The 19,662-nt window shown below is 55.5% G+C and carries 21 protein-coding genes; 13 read left to right on the top strand and 8 right to left on the bottom strand.

The features are described from left to right. The first annotated feature begins 174 nt into the window (after positions 1-174). From PUZ33_RS09845 to ldtE, 9 genes are all read left to right on the top strand, one after another. Positions 175-1,395: a diguanylate phosphodiesterase gene (locus PUZ33_RS09845; protein ID WP_058681468.1), complete on the top strand. Its 1,221-nt coding sequence runs from the start codon at positions 175-177 to the stop codon at positions 1,393-1,395. Positions 1,396-1,585: 190 nt separating this feature from the next. After that, positions 1,586-2,314 (top strand): MerR family transcriptional regulator, encoded by a 729-nt coding sequence (locus tag PUZ33_RS09850; RefSeq protein ID WP_058681469.1) that lies wholly within the window; start codon positions 1,586-1,588, stop codon positions 2,312-2,314. A 313-nt stretch (positions 2,315-2,627) separates the two neighbouring features. Further along, entirely contained in the window at positions 2,628-2,996 is a 369-nt protein-coding gene (gene sufA / locus PUZ33_RS09855; protein WP_008500631.1) for a Fe-S cluster assembly scaffold SufA, read from the top strand. Positions 2,997-3,004: 8 nt separating this feature from the next. Further along, complete coding sequence (gene sufB / locus PUZ33_RS09860) at positions 3,005-4,495, top strand: Fe-S cluster assembly protein SufB (protein ID WP_013096956.1); 1,491 nt, start codon at positions 3,005-3,007, stop codon at positions 4,493-4,495. A 9-nt stretch (positions 4,496-4,504) separates the two neighbouring features. Beyond that, positions 4,505-5,251, top strand: coding sequence for a Fe-S cluster assembly ATPase SufC (gene sufC / locus PUZ33_RS09865; protein ID WP_013096955.1), 747 nt, complete (start codon positions 4,505-4,507; stop codon positions 5,249-5,251). Further along, positions 5,226-6,497: a Fe-S cluster assembly protein SufD gene (gene sufD, locus PUZ33_RS09870; protein WP_020688327.1), complete on the top strand. Its 1,272-nt coding sequence runs from the start codon at positions 5,226-5,228 to the stop codon at positions 6,495-6,497. Before sufC ends, sufD begins: the two co-directional genes overlap by 26 nt. Next, positions 6,494-7,714 (top strand): cysteine desulfurase SufS, encoded by a 1,221-nt coding sequence (gene sufS / locus PUZ33_RS09875; RefSeq protein WP_038419195.1) that lies wholly within the window; start codon positions 6,494-6,496, stop codon positions 7,712-7,714. Before sufD ends, sufS begins: the two co-directional genes overlap by 4 nt. 14 nt (positions 7,715-7,728) lie before the next feature. Then, positions 7,729-8,145, top strand: coding sequence for a cysteine desulfuration protein SufE (gene sufE, locus PUZ33_RS09880; protein ID WP_013096952.1), 417 nt, complete (start codon positions 7,729-7,731; stop codon positions 8,143-8,145). Between the two features lie 97 nt (positions 8,146-8,242). Continuing rightward, a complete protein-coding gene (ldtE, locus tag PUZ33_RS09885) occupies positions 8,243-9,256 on the top strand; it encodes a L,D-transpeptidase LdtE (protein WP_023620680.1) in 1,014 nt (337 codons plus the stop codon). Between the two features lie 61 nt (positions 9,257-9,317). Here ldtE and lpp read toward each other — a convergent pair whose 3' ends face one another. From lpp to PUZ33_RS09905, 5 genes are all read right to left on the bottom strand, one after another. Next, positions 9,318-9,554 (bottom strand): murein lipoprotein Lpp, encoded by a 237-nt coding sequence (gene lpp / locus PUZ33_RS09890; RefSeq protein WP_001082307.1) that lies wholly within the window; start codon positions 9,552-9,554, stop codon positions 9,318-9,320. 311 nt (positions 9,555-9,865) lie between these two features. Continuing rightward, positions 9,866-11,278: a pyruvate kinase PykF gene (gene pykF / locus PUZ33_RS09895; protein WP_013096950.1), complete on the bottom strand. Its 1,413-nt coding sequence runs from the start codon at positions 11,276-11,278 to the stop codon at positions 9,866-9,868. A gap of 7 nt (positions 11,279-11,285) precedes the next feature. Then, on the bottom strand, positions 11,286-11,582 hold the full coding sequence (gene ynhH, locus PUZ33_RS25210; protein ID WP_418250441.1) for a protein YnhH: 297 nt from the start codon (positions 11,580-11,582) through the stop codon (positions 11,286-11,288). 73 nt (positions 11,583-11,655) lie between these two features. Then, positions 11,656-12,801, bottom strand: a complete 1,146-nt coding sequence (locus PUZ33_RS09900; RefSeq protein WP_058681470.1) for a trans-sulfuration enzyme family protein — start codon at positions 12,799-12,801, stop codon at positions 11,656-11,658. Between the two features lie 10 nt (positions 12,802-12,811). Beyond that, positions 12,812-14,182: a pyridoxal-phosphate dependent enzyme gene (locus tag PUZ33_RS09905; RefSeq protein WP_058681471.1), complete on the bottom strand. Its 1,371-nt coding sequence runs from the start codon at positions 14,180-14,182 to the stop codon at positions 12,812-12,814. 398 nt (positions 14,183-14,580) lie between these two features. Between PUZ33_RS09905 and PUZ33_RS09910 the strand changes: the two genes are divergently transcribed. The 4 genes from PUZ33_RS09910 (at position 14,581) to fumD (ending at position 17,420) form a co-directional block, all read left to right on the top strand. After that, positions 14,581-15,603 (top strand): methionine ABC transporter ATP-binding protein, encoded by a 1,023-nt coding sequence (locus PUZ33_RS09910; RefSeq protein ID WP_020688322.1) that lies wholly within the window; start codon positions 14,581-14,583, stop codon positions 15,601-15,603. Then, complete coding sequence (locus tag PUZ33_RS09915; RefSeq protein WP_047023693.1) at positions 15,596-16,264, top strand: methionine ABC transporter permease; 669 nt, start codon at positions 15,596-15,598, stop codon at positions 16,262-16,264. Before PUZ33_RS09910 ends, PUZ33_RS09915 begins: the two co-directional genes overlap by 8 nt. 24 nt (positions 16,265-16,288) lie before the next feature. Further along, positions 16,289-17,101: a MetQ/NlpA family ABC transporter substrate-binding protein gene (locus PUZ33_RS09920; RefSeq protein ID WP_013096945.1), complete on the top strand. Its 813-nt coding sequence runs from the start codon at positions 16,289-16,291 to the stop codon at positions 17,099-17,101. A gap of 109 nt (positions 17,102-17,210) precedes the next feature. After that, positions 17,211-17,420: a fumarate hydratase FumD gene (gene fumD / locus PUZ33_RS09925; protein WP_013096944.1), complete on the top strand. Its 210-nt coding sequence runs from the start codon at positions 17,211-17,213 to the stop codon at positions 17,418-17,420. Here fumD and PUZ33_RS09930 read toward each other — a convergent pair. The 3 genes from PUZ33_RS09930 to PUZ33_RS09940 are packed head-to-tail and all read right to left on the bottom strand — an operon-like array spanning position 17,401 to position 19,662. Then, positions 17,401-18,087, bottom strand: coding sequence for an amino acid ABC transporter permease (locus PUZ33_RS09930; RefSeq protein ID WP_058681472.1), 687 nt, complete (start codon positions 18,085-18,087; stop codon positions 17,401-17,403). The two genes, fumD and PUZ33_RS09930, sit on opposite strands and share 20 nt — an antisense overlap. Continuing rightward, positions 18,071-18,847, bottom strand: coding sequence for an amino acid ABC transporter permease (locus PUZ33_RS09935; RefSeq protein ID WP_058681473.1), 777 nt, complete (start codon positions 18,845-18,847; stop codon positions 18,071-18,073). Before PUZ33_RS09935 ends, PUZ33_RS09930 begins: the two co-directional genes overlap by 17 nt. Beyond that, positions 18,847-19,662 carry an amino acid ABC transporter ATP-binding protein gene (locus PUZ33_RS09940; RefSeq protein ID WP_062676715.1) on the bottom strand — a complete coding sequence of 272 codons (816 nt, stop codon included), beginning with the start codon at positions 19,660-19,662 and terminating at the stop codon, positions 18,847-18,849. Before PUZ33_RS09940 ends, PUZ33_RS09935 begins: the two co-directional genes overlap by 1 nt.

Here is a 19,662-nt window from a genome sequence, read left to right on the forward strand (position 1 = left end):
AGAATATATTGTACAACTTGAAGCGTCGTGGTTAAGTTGTACAACATCGAAAACTCGGGTCATAAACGTCCTAAATCATTGAGACGTAAATTATTTGCCTGACAATTAATATGCTATAACAGAACTCTATCCACGCGTTTTCGTGGCCAAACCCCTAACCCCTCCAGGAAAAGCATGCTGACAACCATCATATACCGCAGCCATATCTGCGATGACGTTCCGGTGAAAGCGCTGGAAACCATGGTCGCTGCTGCAGATAGTAAAAACCGACAATCCGACGTCACGGGGATCCTGTTGTTTAACGGCACGCACTTTTTTCAGTTGCTCGAAGGGCCAGTCGAAAACGTGACCGCCATTTATGAGCAGATCTGCCGCGATCCGCGTCACCACAATGTGGTGGAACTGATGCGCGATCACGGACCTACCCGGCGTTTTGGCAATGTTGGGATGGAGCTCTTTGATTTGCGTCACTTCGACCGGGAAGATGTTCTTCAGCAGGTGCTTAATAAGGGCACGACCCGCTATCAGCTGACCTATAACGATCGTCCGCTGCAGTTCTTCCGCACGTTCGTTGAGGCAACCGAGAAGGCCAACTATTTTGAATTGCCGCCCGCCGATGCCTGGGATTTTATCCCCGAGGAGACGCCGTTATCCGCACAACCGCCGGTGGTAGCAAAAGGGGCGGACTGCAGCTTTGCATTTCAGCCGATTGTGGATCCCTTTATGCAGGAGGTGGTCTCCTGGGAGGCACTGCTGCGCACGCCATCCGGCGACTCGCCACGGGCCTATTTTGCGGCGCTTCCGCGCGAAGAGGTCTACGCAGCAGATTTGCACAGCAAACAGGTTGCGCTCTCCATGGCCAGTGCGCTGGGGCTACAGAATCAGACGCTGTCGATTAACCTGTTGCCCATGACGCTGGTCAATGTCCCGCATGCCGTCGATTTCCTGCTCACCGCTATCGACGCGAACGGCTTTGTGCCGGAGCAAATTGTGGTGGAATTCACCGAAAGTGAAGCCATCTCGCGCTTCGATGAGTTTACCCATTCGGTCCGGCAGTTAAAAAGTGCCGGTATCAGCGTGACGATCGATCACTTCGGGGCCGGTTTTGCCGGGCTGCAGTTGCTGGCCCAGTTCCAGCCGGACAGAATTAAGATTAATCGCGATCTGGTGCTGGATGTGCATAAAAGCGGTCCGCGTCAGGCCATCATTCAGGCGATTATCAAGTGCTGTTCCTCGCTGGAAATTCAGTTCTGCGCCGTTGGCGTGGAGAAGGCTGAGGAGTGGATGTGGCTGGAATCTGCGGGAATTTCCCAGTTCCAGGGGCATCTGTTTGCCAGCCCCCGACATGGCGGCATTCCGGCAATTTCGTGGCCCGAGAAAAAGTCTGGATTGTGATAAAGCTGTACAACCTTTGGCAGAGTTAACTGTACGTAAGGCGGAATTTAGACAACAATAGAGTTAACGGCGTGGATGGTGGCCTCATCATTCACCTGTTTTAAACTGAGGTCTTAGTTATACAAATAGCTTGTACAATCTGATAAGGTTGCTGTGGTTGGGTATGGAAGTATTGAGCGTGAGGGAGTTAATGGCCTATTACAGTATCGGCGAAGTCGCCGAACGATGCGGTATCAACCCCGTTACGCTGCGTGCCTGGCAGCGCCGTTATGGTTTGTTGAAGCCGCAGCGCAGCGAAGGGGGTCATCGTCAGTTCGACGACGAGGATATCCTGCGTATTGAAGAGATCAAACGTCTGATGAAATCAGGCGTTTCGGTGGGGAAAGTAAAAGCCTTGCTGGAAAACAAGGAAGTGATGACCCAGGGTAACTGGGCCGCTTTCCAGGAAGAGATGATGACCGTTTTGCGCTATGCCAGCCCGGCAAAACTGCGCGCAAAAATTGGCGAGTTTCGCCGCGATCACACCATGGATGCGCTGATCGACAACATTATTACCCCTGTAAGGCAGCGCATGAATCAGGATCAAAATACGGTGCGCCACATGGCGAGCCTGTTTGATGGTGTGCTGATCGAATTCGCCGTGGCAAGCCTGGCAGAATCGCGTAAAAAAGCCGGTAAAGATGCGTTGCTCATCGGTTGGGAGTGCGACGACCGCACTCATCTGTGGCTTGAAGCCGCGCGCTTAGCCAATAAGGGCTGGCATATCGACGTGCTGGCAGAGCCGATTGATTCACCGCGTCCCGAACTCTTCCCCGGGCAGAAACTCTTTGTCTGGACGGGAAAATCGCCCACGCCCCGTCAGCAGGAACAGCTCGATCACTGGCGTGAACAGGGTTTTTCCGTCGCCTTTCATCATTAATCATCAGAGGCCTTGAGGGCCTTTTTTTCTTTCTGTCCTGTCCTGCGCAAAAGCTATCTCAAAAATAGGCATTTCCGATGCATATTTTGCTTTTCCTTTTAATCAGACGAACGACGCAGCGAAATGCATTATTAATCAATGCATTGAACAATTAAATCCATCCCGCCAGCATCCTCTCACAGGGTCTATGCTTAATAAAACCAGGCAAAAAGGGCGATTAAGCCTAATGCCCCTGCTGTCAGAGGGTTGAAGTGATAATCGTTATCACTAACATGGTGTTATGCCCTGATGGCTTATCAGATGAGGTGGACCTATGGAACTGCATTCAGAAACCTTTAACCCTGCCGATTTCGCCTGGCGCGGTTTAACGCTCACGCCAGCGGCGGCGGCACATATTCATGAGCTGGTGGCGAAAAAGCCAGAGATCCTCGGCGTGCGTTTAGGGGTCAAGCAGACCGGCTGCGCGGGGTTTGGTTATGTGCTCGACACCGTCACCGAACCCGAAAAAGATGATCTGGTGTTTGAAACGGATGGCGCAAAACTGTATGTCGCGCTTCAGGCGATGCCGTTTATCGACGGCACCGAAGTGGACTACGTGCGTGAAGGTTTAAACCAGTTATTCAAATTTCATAACCCGAAAGCCCAGAACGAATGTGGCTGCGGCGAAAGCTTTGGGGTATAGGCGGTACTATGTCTCGTAATACTGAAGCAACGAGTGAAGTAAATACCTGGAGCGGCGGACACCTCAACTATAAAGAGGGGTTCTTCACCCAGCTGCAAACTGATGAACTGGCGAAGGGCATCAACGAAGATGTCGTGCGCGCAATTTCAGCCAAACGTAACGAGCCGGAGTGGATGCTCGAATTCCGCCTGAGCGCTTACCGGGCCTGGCTGGAGATGGAAGAGCCGCACTGGCTGAAAGCCCACTACGATAAGCTGAATTATCAGGATTACAGCTACTACTCTGCACCTTCCTGCGGCAGCTGTGACGACACCTGCGCCTCGCAGCCCGGCGCGGTACAGCAAACCGGGGCGGATAACAGCTTCCTGAGTAAAGAGGTGGAAGAGGCGTTTAACCAGCTTGGCGTGCCGGTTCGCGAAGGGAAAGAGGTGGCGGTGGACGCCATTTTTGACTCTGTCTCGGTGGCAACCACCTACCGTGAGAAGCTGGCGGAACAGGGGATCATTTTCTGCTCTTTCGGCGAAGCGATCCATGATCACCCGGAACTGGTGAAAAAGTACATTGGCACCGTGGTACCGTCTAACGACAACTTCTTCGCGGCGCTTAACGCAGCGGTCGCCTCAGACGGCACCTTCATCTACGTGCCGAAAGGGGTGCGTTGTCCAATGGAGCTGTCGACCTATTTCCGCATCAACGCGGAAAAGACCGGCCAGTTCGAGCGCACCATTCTGGTGGCGGACGAAGGCAGCTACGTCAGCTACATCGAAGGGTGTTCCGCGCCGGTGCGCGACAGCTACCAGCTCCACGCCGCGGTGGTTGAAGTCATCATCCACAAAGACGCTGAAGTGAAATACTCCACGGTGCAGAACTGGTTCCCGGGCGACGGTAATACCGGCGGTATCCTCAACTTCGTCACCAAGCGTGCGCTGTGCGAAGGCGAAAACAGTAAGATGTCCTGGACCCAGTCTGAAACCGGCTCGGCCATTACCTGGAAGTACCCGAGCTGTATTTTGCGCGGGGATAACTCCATCGGCGAGTTTTATTCAGTTGCGCTGACCAGCGGTCATCAGCAGGCGGATACCGGCACCAAGATGATCCACATTGGTAAAAACACCAAATCGACCATCATCTCAAAAGGTATCTCCGCCGGGCACAGCCAGAACAGCTATCGCGGGCTGGTGAAAATCATGCCAACGGCCACCAACGCGCGAAACTTTACCCAGTGTGACTCCATGCTGATTGGCGCAGACTGCGGCGCGCATACCTTCCCGTACGTGGAGTGTCGCAACAACAGCGCCCAGCTTGAGCATGAGGCGACAACGTCGCGTATCGGGGAAGATCAGCTTTTCTACTGCCTGCAGCGCGGGATCAGTGAAGAAGATGCCATCTCGATGATTGTCAACGGCTTCTGTAAGGACGTGTTCTCTGAACTGCCGCTGGAATTTGCCGTTGAAGCCCAGAAACTCCTCGCCATTAGTCTTGAACACAGCGTCGGTTAAGGAAAGCACATGTTAAGTATTAAAGATTTACAGGTTAGCGTGGAAGACAAAGCCATCCTGCGTGGCCTCAATTTTGACGTCAAGCCGGGTGAAGTCCACGCCATTATGGGGCCGAATGGCTCCGGGAAAAGTACGCTTTCAGCGACGCTGGCGGGACGCGAAGATTACGAAGTGACCAACGGCTCGGTGGAGTTTAACGGCAAAGATTTGCTGGAGATGTCGCCGGAAGAGCGCGCGGGGGAGGGCATCTTTATGGCTTTCCAGTATCCGGTCGAAATTCCGGGCGTCAGTAATCAGTTCTTCCTGCAAACGGCGCTCAACGCGGTACGTAAATACCGTGGCCTGGAGGCGCTGGATCGTTTTGATTTTCAGGACCTGATGGAAGAGAAGATCAAGCTGCTGAAAATGCCGGAAGATCTGCTGACCCGCTCGGTGAACGTCGGCTTCTCCGGCGGCGAGAAGAAGCGCAACGACATTCTGCAGATGGCGGTGCTTGAACCTGAACTGTGCATTCTGGATGAGACCGATTCCGGTCTGGATATCGATGCCCTCAAGATTGTCGCCGACGGGGTGAATTCTCTGCGCGACGGCAAACGGTCATTCATTATCGTTACCCACTATCAGCGTATTCTTGACTACATCAAACCGGATTACGTCCACGTGCTTTACCAGGGGCGCATTGTGAAATCCGGTGATTTCACGCTGGTCAAACAACTCGAGGAGCAGGGTTATGGCTGGCTTACCGAACAGCAGTAATGCGCTCCAGCAGTGGCACCGCCTGTTTGAAGCGCAGGGCGGAAGGCGTTCTGAGCAGGCACAACAGCACCTGCAACAGATGCTGCGCCTCGGTTTACCCACGCGTAAACATGAGAACTGGAAGTACACGCCGCTTGAGGGCCTGCTGAACGCTGAATTTGTCTCGCAACGGGCGGATATCACACCGACGCAGCGCGATGCACTGGCGCTGAATGTGGATGCCCTGCGCCTGGTGTTTGTCGACGGCCAGTTCCGTCCTGATCTGAGCGACAGCACCGACGAGAGCGGTTATACAATCGCCATTAATGATGAGCGCCAGAGCCTGACGGCACCCGTGCAGCCGGAGGTCTTTCTGCACCTTACCGAGAGCCTGGCGCAGAGTGTGACGCAGATTCACGTGAAGCGAAACCAGCGCCCGGCGAAACCGCTGCTGCTGATGCACATCACCCAGGGCCTGGACGGCGATGAAATCAATACTGCGCACTATCGCCACCATCTGGAGCTGGCGGAGGGGGCGGAGGCCACGATTATTGAACATTACGTCAGCCTCAACGATACCCGCCACTTTACCGGGGCGCGCCTGACGATGAATGTCGCCGCCAACGCTCAGCTGCACCATATCAAGCTGGCATTCGAGAACCCGCAGAGTCACCACTTTGCGCATAACGATATCCTGCTTGGACAAGATGCAGCGGCATACAGCCACAGCTTCCTGCTGGGGGGCGCGGTACTGCGTCACAATACCAGTACGCAGCTTAACGGCGAGAACACCACCCTGCGCATCAACAGCCTGGCGATGCCGGTCAAATCGGAAGTGTGCGATACGCGGACCTGGCTTGAGCACAACAAAGGCTACTGCAACAGCCGCCAGCTGCACAAAACCATTGTCAGCGACAAAGGCCGTGCGGTGTTTAACGGTCTGATCAATGTGGCGCAACACGCCATTAAGACCGACGGGCAGATGACCAACAACAACCTGCTGCTGGGGCGCCTGGCAGAAGTGGACACCAAGCCGCAGCTGGAGATCTATGCCGACGACGTCAAATGCAGCCACGGCGCCACGGTCGGGCGCATTGACGATGAACAGATGTTTTATCTGCGTTCGCGCGGTATTGACCAGCAGGCGGCGCAGAAAATGATTATCTACGCCTTTGCCGCAGAGCTGACGGAGGCGCTGGACGATGGCCTGTTAAAACAGCAGGTGCTGGCCCGTATTGGTCAGCGTCTGCCTGGAGGCGAAGCATGAGTTTTCCCGTAGAGAAAGTACGGGCCGATTTCCCGGTTCTGACCCGTGAAGTGAATGGACTGCCGCTGGCCTATCTCGACAGCGCTGCCAGCGCGCAAAAACCGAATCAGGTGGTGGATGCAGAAGCCGAATTCTACCGCCACGGTTACGCCGCCGTGCATCGCGGTATTCATACGCTGAGCGCAGAGGCGACCCAGCGTATGGAGAACGTCCGCACCCAGGTGGCCGCTTTTCTGAATGCGCGCTCGCCGGAAGAACTGGTGTTTGTGCGCGGCACGACGGAAGGGATCAACCTTGTCGCCAACAGCTGGGGCAGTGCGCAGGTCCACGCGGGCGATAACATCATCATCACCGAGATGGAACACCACGCCAATATCGTGCCGTGGCAGATGCTCTGTGAGCGTGTGGGTGCTGCGCTACGGGTGATCCCGTTGAATCAGGACGGCACGCTTCAGCTTGAGCACCTTGATGCCCTGCTGGACGACCGCACGCGGCTGGTGGCGATAACCCAGGTCTCTAACGTGCTGGGCACCGAAAACCCGGTGGCAGAGATCGTCGAAAAAGCCCACCGGGCGGGCGCGAAGGTCCTGATTGATGGCGCTCAGGCGGTGATGCATCACGCGGTGGATGTTCAGGCGCTGGACTGCGATTTTTACGTCTTCTCCGGGCATAAGCTTTATGGCCCAACCGGGATCGGCGTGTTGTATGTGAAAGACGATATTTTGCAGGCCATGCCGCCGTGGGAAGGGGGCGGCTCGATGATCGCCACCGTCAGCCTGTCGGAAGGGACCACCTACGCGCGCGCGCCGTGGCGTTTTGAGGCTGGTACGCCCAATACCGGCGGGATTATCGGGCTTGGGGCTGCTCTCTCTTATGTCTCCTCCATTGGCCTTGAGGCCATCCAGGAGTATGAGCAGATGCTGATGCACTACGCGCTGCAGGAGCTTGCCAGCGTGCCCGAGTTGACCCTGTATGGCCCGGCCAACCGGCAGGGCGTGATTGCGTTCAATCTGGGAAAACACCATGCCTATGATGTGGGCAGTTTCCTCGATAACTATGGCGTGGCCGTTCGTACCGGGCACCACTGTGCCATGCCGCTGATGGCATTTTATCAGGTCCCGGCAATGTGCCGCGCGTCGCTGGTAATGTACAACACAACGGAAGAGGTCGACAGGCTGGTGGCGGGGCTAAAACGCATTCACCAGTTGCTGGGCTAACGGAGAAGCGAACAATGGCAGAGTTGCCGGACAAAGATAAATTACTGCGTAACTTCGGACGTTGCGCAAACTGGGAAGAAAAGTATCTCTATATTATTGAGCTGGGGCAGCGTTTGCCGCCGCTCAGTGAAGCGGCGCATAACCCGGATAATATTATTCAGGGCTGCCAGAGCCAGGTGTGGATTGTGATGGAGCAAAAGGGCGACGGTACGATTGAATTGCACGGCGACAGCGATGCCGCGATTGTGAAAGGGCTTATCGCCGTGGTCTTTATTCTCTACCACCAGATGTCCGCGCAGGATATTGTCGCCTTTGATGTGCGCCCGTGGTTTGAAAAAATGGCCCTGACCCAACACCTCACCCCGTCCCGCTCCCAGGGGCTGGAAGCGATGATTCGCGCCATCCGCGCCAAAGCTGCAATCATTAGCTAGACTTACAGGACAGCATTCATTCTGTTTCGCGAGGTGGTTCCCGCCTCGCTGGTTTTTCAGCTTTCTGGCGTTCTGTCAGTGAATAAGGAATCTCAGCATGAAGCGCGCGTCTCTAATAACACTCTTACTCCTTGGTTCGCTCGGCGCTCTTAATTCGGCCAGTGCGATGGATTATCCGTTACCGCCCGCAGGCAGCCGTCTGATTGGGCAAAATCAAACCTACACAATACAGGAAGGGGATACCAAACTTCAGACCATCGCACGTCGGTTTAATACTGCGGCACAGCTCATCCTTGAAACCAATAATACCATTGCGCCGGTAAACCCTGCGCCGGGAACGGTGATTACCATTCCATCCCAGATGCTGCTTCCGGACACGCCACGCGAAGGTATTGTGGTGAACCTGGCCGAGTTACGGCTTTACTACTATCCGCCGGGGGGAAATATTGTTCAGGTCTTCCCGCTGGGGATTGGACAGCTGGGGCTGGAGACGCCGGTCACGACGACCCGCGTGAGTCAGAAGATCCCTAATCCAACCTGGACTCCGACGCCGGGCATCAGAGCGCGCTCTCTGGAGCAGGGCATTAAATTGCCGCCGGTCGTACCCGCCGGGCCAAATAACCCGCTGGGACGCTTTGCACTGCGTTTAGGCGTGGGCAATGGGGAATATCTCATCCACGGTACCAGTGCGCCGGACAGCGTTGGTCTGCGGGTGAGTTCAGGTTGTATGCGCATGAATGCCCCGGACATTAAAGCCCTGTTCGAACAGGTGCGGGTCGGCACACGGGTGCAGATTATTAATGAGCCGGTGAAGTTCTCCGTCGAGCCGGATGGCAAACGCTATATTGAAGTACATCGTCCGCTGGCGCAGGTGGAGGGAGAAAACCCGCAGATTACACCTATTACCCATTCCGCTGACTTTGCCTCGTTTGTTTCTCAGGCAGGAAGTGACAAAGCGCTTATTGATAAAGCCTTGTCGCGCCGGGCGGGGATCCCGGTCGCCGTATCGGCGGCTAACGGCCCGTCGGCCAGCAACAACGTGCAGTCCGTGCAGAACAGCCGTGTCTCTGCTGCGGTAACGGAAGAGGATGGCGAGAAGGTGACGCAGTAGGAAGTTTGACGCAGGCAAAAAAAATGGCGCACAATGTGCGCCATTTTATTAACAGGTACTATTACTTACGGTATTTAGTAGCCTGGTTGTCCAGACGCTGGTTAGCGCGAGCTGCGTCGTCTTTAGCAGCCTGAACGTCGGAACGCATTGCGTTCACGTCGTTGCTCAGCTGGTCAACTTTAGCGTTCAGAGTCTGAACGTCAGAAGACAGCTGATCGATTTTAGCGTTGCTGGAGCAACCTGCCAGCAGAGTAGAACCCAGGATTACCGCGCCCAGTACCAGTTTAGTACGATTCATTATTAATACCCTCTAGATTGAGTTAATCTCCATGTAGCGTTACAAGTATTACACAAACTTTTTTGGGTTGAGAATATTTTTTTGATGGGAATACGCCTATTTTTGATCGTTCGCTCAAAGAAGCAACGAATTCGGCATTTTTGTCGAAAAAGCTATGTTAAAAAAGGCATTTTTCATCGGATTCATCTTACATAAATCGCGATTAAATAGAAAAACCCGATTTGCTTTTTGAATAGAGTTGGCTAATACCACGAATAAAAAAAGCGCCCCGAAGGACGCTTTTTATCAAAAACTAATTCGTTTGAACATTATTACAGCACGTGAACAGATGCGGTATTGGTTGTACCACTCGGTACCAGTGCACCCGATACCATTACCACCACGTCGCCTTTCTGTGCCAGGCCGCTTTCCAGCGCCAGTTCTTTACCCTGAATGTAGAAATCGTCGGTAGAGGCGATCTCTTTCACCAGGTGCGCAACAACACCTTTGCTCAGCACCAGCTGACGCGCAGTGGTTTCATTGGTGGTCAGCGCCAGGATGGTAGCATCCGGGAAGTATTTACGTACGGCACGCGCAGATTTACCGCCCTGGGTTGCAACCACGATCAGTGGCGCTTCCAGCTTCTCAGCCGTTTCTACCGCACCGCGGCAGACCGCTTCAGTGATGCGCAGTTTGCGGCTGTCGTTGTTGAAGTCCAGACGGCTGGTCATCACGCGGTCAGTACGCTCGCAGATGGTGGCCATAATGGACACCGCTTCCAGCGGATATTTACCTTTCGCGGATTCGCCAGACAGCATGACGGCATCAGTACCGTCGAGGATGGCGTTCGCCACGTCGCCTGCTTCAGCGCGGGTTGGACGTGGGTTTTTGATCATGGAGTCCAGCATCTGGGTGGCAGTGATAACCACTTTACGTGCGCGGACACATTTCTCGATCATCATCTTCTGCGCGAAGATCACCTCTTCTACCGGGATTTCAACACCCAGGTCGCCACGCGCAACCATGATACCGTCAGACGCTTCGAGGATTTCGTCGAAGTTGTTCAGGCCTTCCTGGTTTTCGATTTTGGAGATGATCTGGATCTTCTCGCCGCCGTGCGCTTTCAGGTGCTCACGGATTTCAACCACGTCGGAACGTTTACGGATGAAGGAGGCAGCAACGAAATCAACGCCTTGCTCGCAGCCGAAGATCAGGTCTTGCTTGTCTTTTTCAGCCAGTGCTGGCAGCGCGATGGAAACGCCTGGCAGGTTAACGCCTTTGTTTTCGCCCAGGTCGCCGTTGTTCAGCACTTTACAGATGACTTTGTTGCCTTCGATGGCGGTGACTTCCATTCCGATCAGACCATCGTCTACCAGCACGGTGTTACCCACAGACAGATCGCTGGTGAAGCCTTCATAGGTTACCGCAACGATTTCGCTGTTACCGACCACAGACTTGTCAGTGGTGAAGGTGAAGGTCTGGCCCGCTTTCAGGGAGACGTCGTTACCGCCTTCCAGTTTGATGGTGCGGATTTCAGGACCTTTGGTATCCAGCAGGATGGCGGCTTTTTTACCGGTCTTGCTCATGACGTTGCGCAAGTTCTGGATACGCTGACCATGTTCAGCGTAGTCACCGTGAGAGAAGTTCAGACGCATAACGTTCATGCCGGCGTCCAGCATTTTGGTCAGCATCTCTTCAGATTCGGTTTTCGGGCCGATGGTACAAACAATTTTCGTCTTTTTCATGACAGTCTTAGTCTTTAAGTTGGGAAGGATATGGAAATCTCGCTCCGGGGGCGCACCGCCGCGGAGTCAAACCTGTGTTGCAAAAGAGTATATGACACGCACTAAGGATAGGAGACATCAAATGAGCGTGCAGAAGAAAGTGTGCCTGAGTGACAGCCCAACGAAGGAGAGGAGAAGTTGTACGTTGTTTTTTGTATTCCAAGCGCTGAAACCATTCACCAGGGATTTGGCGCGCATTATACGCTGATTTTAAGATAAAAGGAAAATGGAAACGGTGTTTCAGAAATAATCTGTGCAGTTTCACATAATATTGTTATCAATGCGTTAAGGCATAATGACATCTTATGGCGACAGGCGAGGGGCCTGCCGCCTTTTGCTTATTTTTCCAGCGCCTGACTCAGATCGGCAATCAGATCGTCTGCCTCTTCGATCCCCACGGACAGGCGGATTAGCTGCGGCACAATGCCGTTAGCCAGACGCTGCTCGCGCGGAATAGAGGCGTGGGTCATGCTGTAGGGCTGACTCACCAGGCTTTCCACACCGCCGAGACTTTCTGCGAGGGTGAACAGCTTCAGCTTGCGGATCACCTCCGTCGCACGTTGCGCATCGCCTTTCACCACGACGGAAATCATCCCGCCCGGCAGCGCCATTTGCCTGCGGGCGAGCTGATAGTGCGGGTGCGAATCCAGCCCCGGATAGAACACCTTTTCGACCTGCGGCTGCTGCGCAAGCCATTGCGCAATCGCCAGCGCGTTGCTGCTGTGCTTTTCCATCCGCAGAGCCAGGGTACGCATTCCGCGCAGCGTCAGAAAACTGCTGAAGGGATCGAGCACGCCGCCGATGGCGTTTTGCAGATACCCCAACCGTTCCGCCAGCGCCGGGTTATCGCCCACCACCGCCAGCCCGGCTACCACGTCGGAATGGCCGTTCAGGTATTTAGTGGCGGAGTGCACCACGATATCAAAACCCAGCTCCAGCGGACGGTGAATGACCGGGGAGGCGAAGGTGTTATCCGCCACGCTTATCACGTTATGGCGGCGGGCAATGGCCCCGATGGCTGCCAGGTCGGCCAGTTTCAGCAGCGGGTTAGTCGGCGTCTCCACCCAGATCATGCGCGTTTGGGGGCCAATGGCGGCTTCCAGCGCGGCCAGATCGTCGGGCTTTACCCAACTGACCCGCAGCCCGGTGCTGCGCTTGCGCACGTTTTCAATCAGACGGTAGGTGCCGCCATACACGTCATCAATGGCGACGATATGGCTGTTTTTATCCAGCAGCTCCAGTACGGTGGAAATGGCGGCCAGACCGGAGGCAAAAGCATAGCCGCGCGTACCGCCTTCCAGCTCGGCGATGGCGGTTTCCAGCGCATGGCGGGTAGGATTGCCGCTACGGGAATATTCGTAGCCGGTATGCTCCCCCGGCGACGGTTGCGCAAACGTCGAGGTGGCGTAAATGGGCGGCATGACCGCGCCGTGTTGATCGTTAACCTGGCCGCTGTGTACGCTGAGCGTGGCGAGATTTTTCATTCTTGTTTCCTTATTGCTGTAGACGGTTGCGCCAGGCGGTGAGGAGATCGCTGCGGGTGATCAGACCCAGAAAACGATCATTGTCATTAATCACCGCCACCAGACCGCGGTCGAAGATGGCGTGCAGGGCACTTTCCGGCGCATGTTTATCGAGAAACTCCACCTGTTGCGTCATGGCCGCCGTGACGGGGAGGGCAAAGCGAGCCCCGTCGCCGCCAATGTGGCGCAGCAGATCCCACTCATCGATAATACCCACCACCTTGCCGTTCTCCAGCACTGGCAGCTGCGAGATGTCATACAGGCGCATGCGTGCCTGTACGGTGGAAAGCGTGTCGTCCGGGGCGGCGGTGACGGTGGCGCCCTCGTCGTGGCGCAGCGCAATGTAGTCAGAGAGATCGCCTGCCTGCGGGCGAGACATCAGCCCCTGCTGGCGCATCCAGTCATCGTTGAACATCTTTGAGAGGTATTTGTTGCCGCTGTCGCAGGCGAAGGTCACCACGCGTTTCGGCGTGGTCTGTGCCTGGCAATACTTCAGCGCGGCTGCCAGCAGGGTTCCGCTGGAGGAGCCAGCCAGAATGCCTTCCGTTTTCAGCAGCTCGCGCGCGGTGGCGAACGCGTCGCGGTCGGTGATGCGCCAGGCGCGATTCACCCCGTCAATGTGGGCCAGTGGCGGAATAAAGTCTTCGCCAATTCCCTCAACCAGCCAGGAGCCCGCATCGCGGTAGCGTCCGGTTTCCACCTGGTCGGCCAGAACCGATCCTGCCGGGTCTGCGAGGACAAACTCCGTGTGCGGAGAGTGTTCGGCGAACCACGCCTGCAGGCCACCCAGCGTGCCGCCTGACCCCACGCCCACCACGATGGCGTCGATCCTGCCGTTAAGCTGTTCAAACAGCTCCGGCGCGGTGGTGGTACGGTGCGCCAGCGGATTGGCTTCGTTATTGAACTGGTCGATGTAAAACGCGCCGGGCAGTTCACTCGCCAGACGCCGGGCATAATCCTGGTAATAGGCGGGATGGCCCTTATTGACGTCCGAACGCGTCAGTACCACCTGGGCACCCAGCGCGCGAAGGTGGAAGATTTTCTCGCGGCTCATTTTGTCCGGTACCACCAGGATCAGCGAATAGCCTTTCTGGGCGGCGATCAGGGCCAGCCCCAGGCCGGTATTCCCCGCCGTGGCCTCAATAATCGTGCCGCCCGGCTGCAGCTGGCCGGTGCGCTCCGCTTCATTAATCATCGACAGCGCCACGCGGTCCTTTATAGAGCCACCCGGGTTCTGGTTCTCCAGTTTCAGAAACAGCGAACAGAGGCCGGTGTCCAGTTTATGCAGCTGGATAACCGGTGTATGGCCAATCAGTTCAGTGACGGAGTGGTAAATCGTCATGGTTTTTTCCTTTCAGGAGGTCATGACGGGATGATAGGGCGGTGAAAATTTCGCAAGAAAGAACGAATCTCTGCTTTTTAGAACAGAAAAGAATATAAATGGTGTTTTTGGATGTCAGGATAGCAAGACGTAAAGTGCTCCGGATGTGAGGATGGCTATATCAGCAGAATATGTTGAAAAAATACGCGTTTTTGGCGTGGGTCGTCTCTGACATATGCATCGTGCAGATAAACATTGCTGAAATTGGTCTAAACGGGTTCCGCCCGCGACAGGTAGTGTTTATTCCCGCTGGTTATAACACATGCTTATTTGTTCATTTAAAAGCAAGTAACGGCTGATTACTATCGTTTGGACATCCATACTTCTAAACCGCCAGGGCGGACGGATAACGAATAAGAATGATTGTTCTCAGCAATATTTCGAAGGTCTTTGACAACGGCAAGGTGGCGCTCACGGCCGTTGATAACGTCAATCTGACGATTGAGCAGGGGCAGATATACGGCATTATTGGCTACAGCGGCGCGGGGAAAAGTACGCTTATCCGCCTGTTAAATGGCCTGGAAAAACCGAGCAGCGGCAGCGTGACCATTAACGGTCAGGACATTTCTGCCGCAAAGGGGGAAGCGCTGCGACAGGCGCGTCTGAAGATCAGCATGGTGTTCCAGCACTTCAACCTGCTGTGGTCGCGAACGGTAGCGGAAAACATTGCCTTTTCGATGCAAATCGCCGGGGTGCCAAAAGCCAGGATTCAGGCCCGCGTGGCCGAGCTGGTGGAACTGGTCGGGCTGAAAGGCCGCGAAAATGCGTATCCGTCGCAGCTGAGCGGCGGGCAAAAGCAGCGCGTGGGCATTGCGCGTGCGCTGGCGAACAACCCGGACGTGCTGCTCTGTGACGAAGCCACCTCTGCGCTCGACCCACAGACCACCGATCAGATCCTCGATCTGCTGCTGGACATAAACCGTCGGTTCAGGCTGACCATCGTCCTCATTACCCACGAGATGCACGTGGTGCGCAAAATCTGTGACCGGGTGGCGGTGATGGAGAACGGTAAAGTGGTGGAAGAGGGCGACGTGCTGAGCGTTTTTACCCATCCGCAGCAGCCGATTACGCAGCAGTTTGTCCGCCAGGTGAGTCAGTACGCCGAGGAAGAGACCTTTAATACCGAGCTGGCAAACGATCTGGAAGGGACGGTCATCCGTCTGACCTTCACCGGGCACAGCACACATAAACCGATTGTGGGTGAATTGACGCTGCGCTACGGCCTGCCGTTTAACATTCTGCACGGAAAAATGACCCAGACGGCGCACGGCGTGTTTGGCCAACTGTGGGTACACGTGGTGGCATCCGATGAACAACTGAACAATATCCTCGCCGACCTGAAGCACAGCGATATTGAAGGCGAGGTGATTAAACATGGCTGAGAATCTCTTTCCGCATCTGAAGTGGGATCAGCTCTGGGCGGCAACGCTTGAGACGCTGTACATGACCGCGCTCTCCGGTGTGGCGACCTTTGTGCTGGGGATCGTACTGGGTCTGGCGCTGTTTTTAACCGCCCGCGGCGGATTGTTCTACAACCGCACGGTCTATAGCGTCATTTCAATTGTGGTGAACGTGTTCCGCTCTATCCCGTTCATCATTCTGATTGTTTTGCTGATCCCGTTCACCAAGACCGTTGTTGGCACCATCCTGGGGGCTAACGCGGCACTGCCTGCCCTGATTGTGGGTGCCGCACCGTTCTACGCCCGCCTGGTGGAGATCGCCCTGCGTGAAGTGGATAAAGGCGTCATAGAAGCAACGCGCTCAATGGGGGCACGACTGAGCACCTTAGTGTTTCGGGTTTTACTGCCGGAATCATCACCCGCACTGGTTTCAGGTATTACGGTGACGCTGATTGCGCTGGTGAGCTACAGCGCAATGGCCGGAGTGATCGGCGCCGGTGGGTTGGGAAATCTGGCTTATCTGGAAGGATTCCAGCGCAACCATGGTGACGTCACGCTGGTGGCAACGGTGACCATTTTGATCATCGTTTTCGTTATCCAGTTCTGCGGCGACATCATTACCTCACTGTTAGATAAACGCTAATAAATACACACAGGAACCATCATCATGAAAAAGACACTGACACTGATCGCCGCAGCAACCCTCAGCGCCCTGAGCTTTGCCTCCTGGGCTGACACCCTCACCGTGGGCGCGTCAAATACGCCACATGCTGAAATTCTTGAGCAGGCGAAGCCGATTCTGGCGAAGCAGGGTATCGACCTGGAGATCAAACCGTTCCAGGACTACATTCTGCCCAACACTGCCCTGGCGGGCCACGACATTGACGCGAACTACTTCCAGCACATCCCTTATCTGAACAGCGTGCTGAAAGATCACGAAGGCGATAAGGATTATGATTTTGTCAGCGCAGGCGCGATCCACATCGAGCCCATCGGCATCTACTCCAAAAAATACAAGTCGCTGAAAGACCTGCCGGAAGGCGGCAAAATCATCATGCGTGATGCCGTTTCTGAAGAGGGGCGTATTCTCTCTATCTTCGAAAAAGAGGGGGTGATCAAGCTGAAGCCTGGCATCGACAAAGTGACCGCGCGCATCAGCGACATCGTGGAGAACCCGAAAAAGCTGCAGTTCACCCCTAACGTGGAAGCGTCTCTGCTGCCGCAGATGTACAACAACGATGAAGGTGCGGCGGTCGTGATCAACGCCAACTACGCGATTGACGCCGGTCTGGATCCGGTTCACGACCCGATTGCGGTTGAGAGCGGTGAAAACAACCCGTATGCCAATATCATTACCGTACATCGCGGTGACGAGAAGAAGAAAGATATCGTTGCGCTGGTGAACGTGCTGCACTCCAAAGAGATTCAGGACTGGATCCGCACCAAGTACAAAGGCGCGGTGATCCCGGTAAATAACTAATTAATTGATTTAGCTTAGGAAGCCCGGTGAGTTTCTCGCCGGGCTTCTTTTTTGTATCCGGGCGAGGGATCATTTAAGCTGACGGTTTAGGGCAACGGAGTGGATCGCCATGGGCAATGTGACCAAAGACGAAGAGCTGTACCAGGAGATGTGTCGGGTGGTAGGGAAAGTCGTTCTGGAGATGCGTGACTTAGGGCAGGAGCCCAAGCATATCGTGATTGCCGGGGTACTGCGTACGGCGCTGGCGAACCAGCGCGTAAAACGGAGCGAGTTAACCACCCAGGCGATGGAAACAGTGGTTAAAGCGCTGGCCGGTTGATGCGCCAGCGCTTTGCAAGCTGTTCCAGGGAACAGCAGAGAAGGTAATAAACGACACCCGTGAAAATAAAGATGGCCGCCGGGTAAATTTGCACCCGGTTGTTCACTTGCCCCGCCACCGTGGTCAGTTCAGGCACGTTCACAATGAACGCCAGCGACGTGTCTTTAAGCAGGCTGATAAAAATCCCCACCAGAGAGGGCAGGATATTACGCATCGCCTGCGGCAGCAGGATGCGCCACAGGATTTGTTGTGTGCTGAATCCTTGCGTTAAGGCCGCCTCGTACTGACCCGACGGCAGCGCGTGAATGCCCGCGAATACTGAGTGCATCACCGATGCCGCCGTAAACCACGCCAGCGCCAGCGTCACGGTCAGCGCTCCTGGCAGATCGCCGCCGATAATAAGCGGCAGCAGATACCACATCCAGAAGATCACAAAGATTAACGGGATACCCCGGATAAGCTCCGCCCACAGAAACAGTGTCTTACGTATCCTCCCGGAATAGCGCCAGGCCAGACAGGCAAGGACTACGCCGCCCGGCAGCGCAAGGAGCGCCGCGCCTGCGGCCATCAGTAATGAGAGCAAGACTCCGCCGGGTTCACCCGTAGCCGCGCGTCCCCACAGCAGATAGTCCAGGTTATCGATAATCACGTTAAGTCCGGCAATCATGTTTTTCACTCCCTGTGAGTGTCGTCTTCTGGCGTTGACGTTTTGGAGCGGGTCCGAGGCGCACCAGCGCCATGCCCATCATCACGCCGGTGAACAGATAGAGCAGAGTGCCGACGGTAAACGCCTCCAGCGCGTGAGCGTTAAAGCTCTCAATCTGCCGGACCTGACAGGTCAGTTCGGCAAAGCCAATACCGCTGGCAAGCGAGGAGAGTTTCATCAGGTTAAGGTACTGCCCCACAATGGGCTGCCAGGCGTTCGCCAGCCCCTGCGGCAGCAGGATGTAACGAAACAGATGCCACGCGGAGAAGCCCTGGGAGAGCGCCGCCTCCCGTTGCCCGCCCGGAACGGCGCGCAACCCGGACGCCACTTCTTCAATGAGAAAAGCCGAGATAAACACGCCCAGCCCCCAGGCCGAGCACAAAAACTCGGGGGTGAACCACCAGACGTCGCCGGGGAGAATCGACCAGCGGTGATCCGCATTCACCGCATCGCGAAATGCCTGCGGCAGGCCGTTCCAGGCGGCAAAATACCAGAACAGCAGCTGTACCAGCAGCGGGGTATTGCGAAACAGCGACACCCAGCAACTGACCACCATGTTGCCGAGGCGCCCGCCTGAGAGGCGCAGGAGCAGAAAAAGCAGCGCAAGCAGGCTTGCCAGTATCGCCCCGGCGAGCGTCACCCATAGGGTGGTGAGAAAACCGGATACAATCCATTGCAGGGGCTGTCCGGTGAGCACCCCCTGCCAGTCGAGCGCGGGCATTACAACGGCTCCTGATGCAGCGGGTTCAAAACCTTTTGCAGAAAACGCCGCGCGCGCGGGTGCGACGGGTGGCGGAAAAATTGCTCCGGCGGGGCGGTTTCCAGGATCTGTCCGCCGTCGATAAAAACAATCCGGTCGGCAATTTCCCGGGCAAACTGCATCTCATGCGTAACCACAATCATAGTGATTCCGCTGTGAGCCAGCGCTTTCATGACCAGTAACACTTCGCCAATCATTTCGGGGTCGAGCGCAGACGTCGGTTCGTCGAAGAGAATAATTTGCGGCGAGGAGGCCAGCGCGCGTGCAATCGCCACTCGCTGCTGTTGGCCACCGGAGAGTTCCGCTGGGAAATGGTCTGCCTTCTCCAGCATGCCCACGTTCTCCAGCAGCGTCAGCGCACGCGCCTGAGCTGGCAGGGGCTTCCAGCCGTGAACATGCTCCAGCGCCAGGGTGATGTTTTGGCTGGCGGTGAGATGGGTGTAGAGATTGAACTGCTGGAACACAAATCCGACGCGACTGCGTAACTGGCGCAGCGCAAGGCGCGAAAGTCGCCCGGTGGGTTTGTTGTCAATCAGGATCTCGCCGCCGCTTAGCGTCTCAAGCTGGTTGATTAGACGGATCAGGGTGGATTTACCTGAACCCGAAGGTCCCAGGATGGCGACCACTTCGCCAGGCGTAATGGTGAGATTAATGCCGTTTAAAACCTGATGATCACCGTAACGTTTGCCGACATTGTGGAACTCGACGCTGGCCTGTTTCAGACGTGAAAAATCCGCGGCACCGGCCGCGGAGTGGGAAAATAAACCTGAGAGCAT

The organism is Enterobacter cloacae complex sp. 2022EL-00981 (assembly GCF_028737495.1).
In the GTDB taxonomy this organism is placed as follows: Bacteria; Pseudomonadota; Gammaproteobacteria; order Enterobacterales; family Enterobacteriaceae; genus Enterobacter; species Enterobacter cloacae.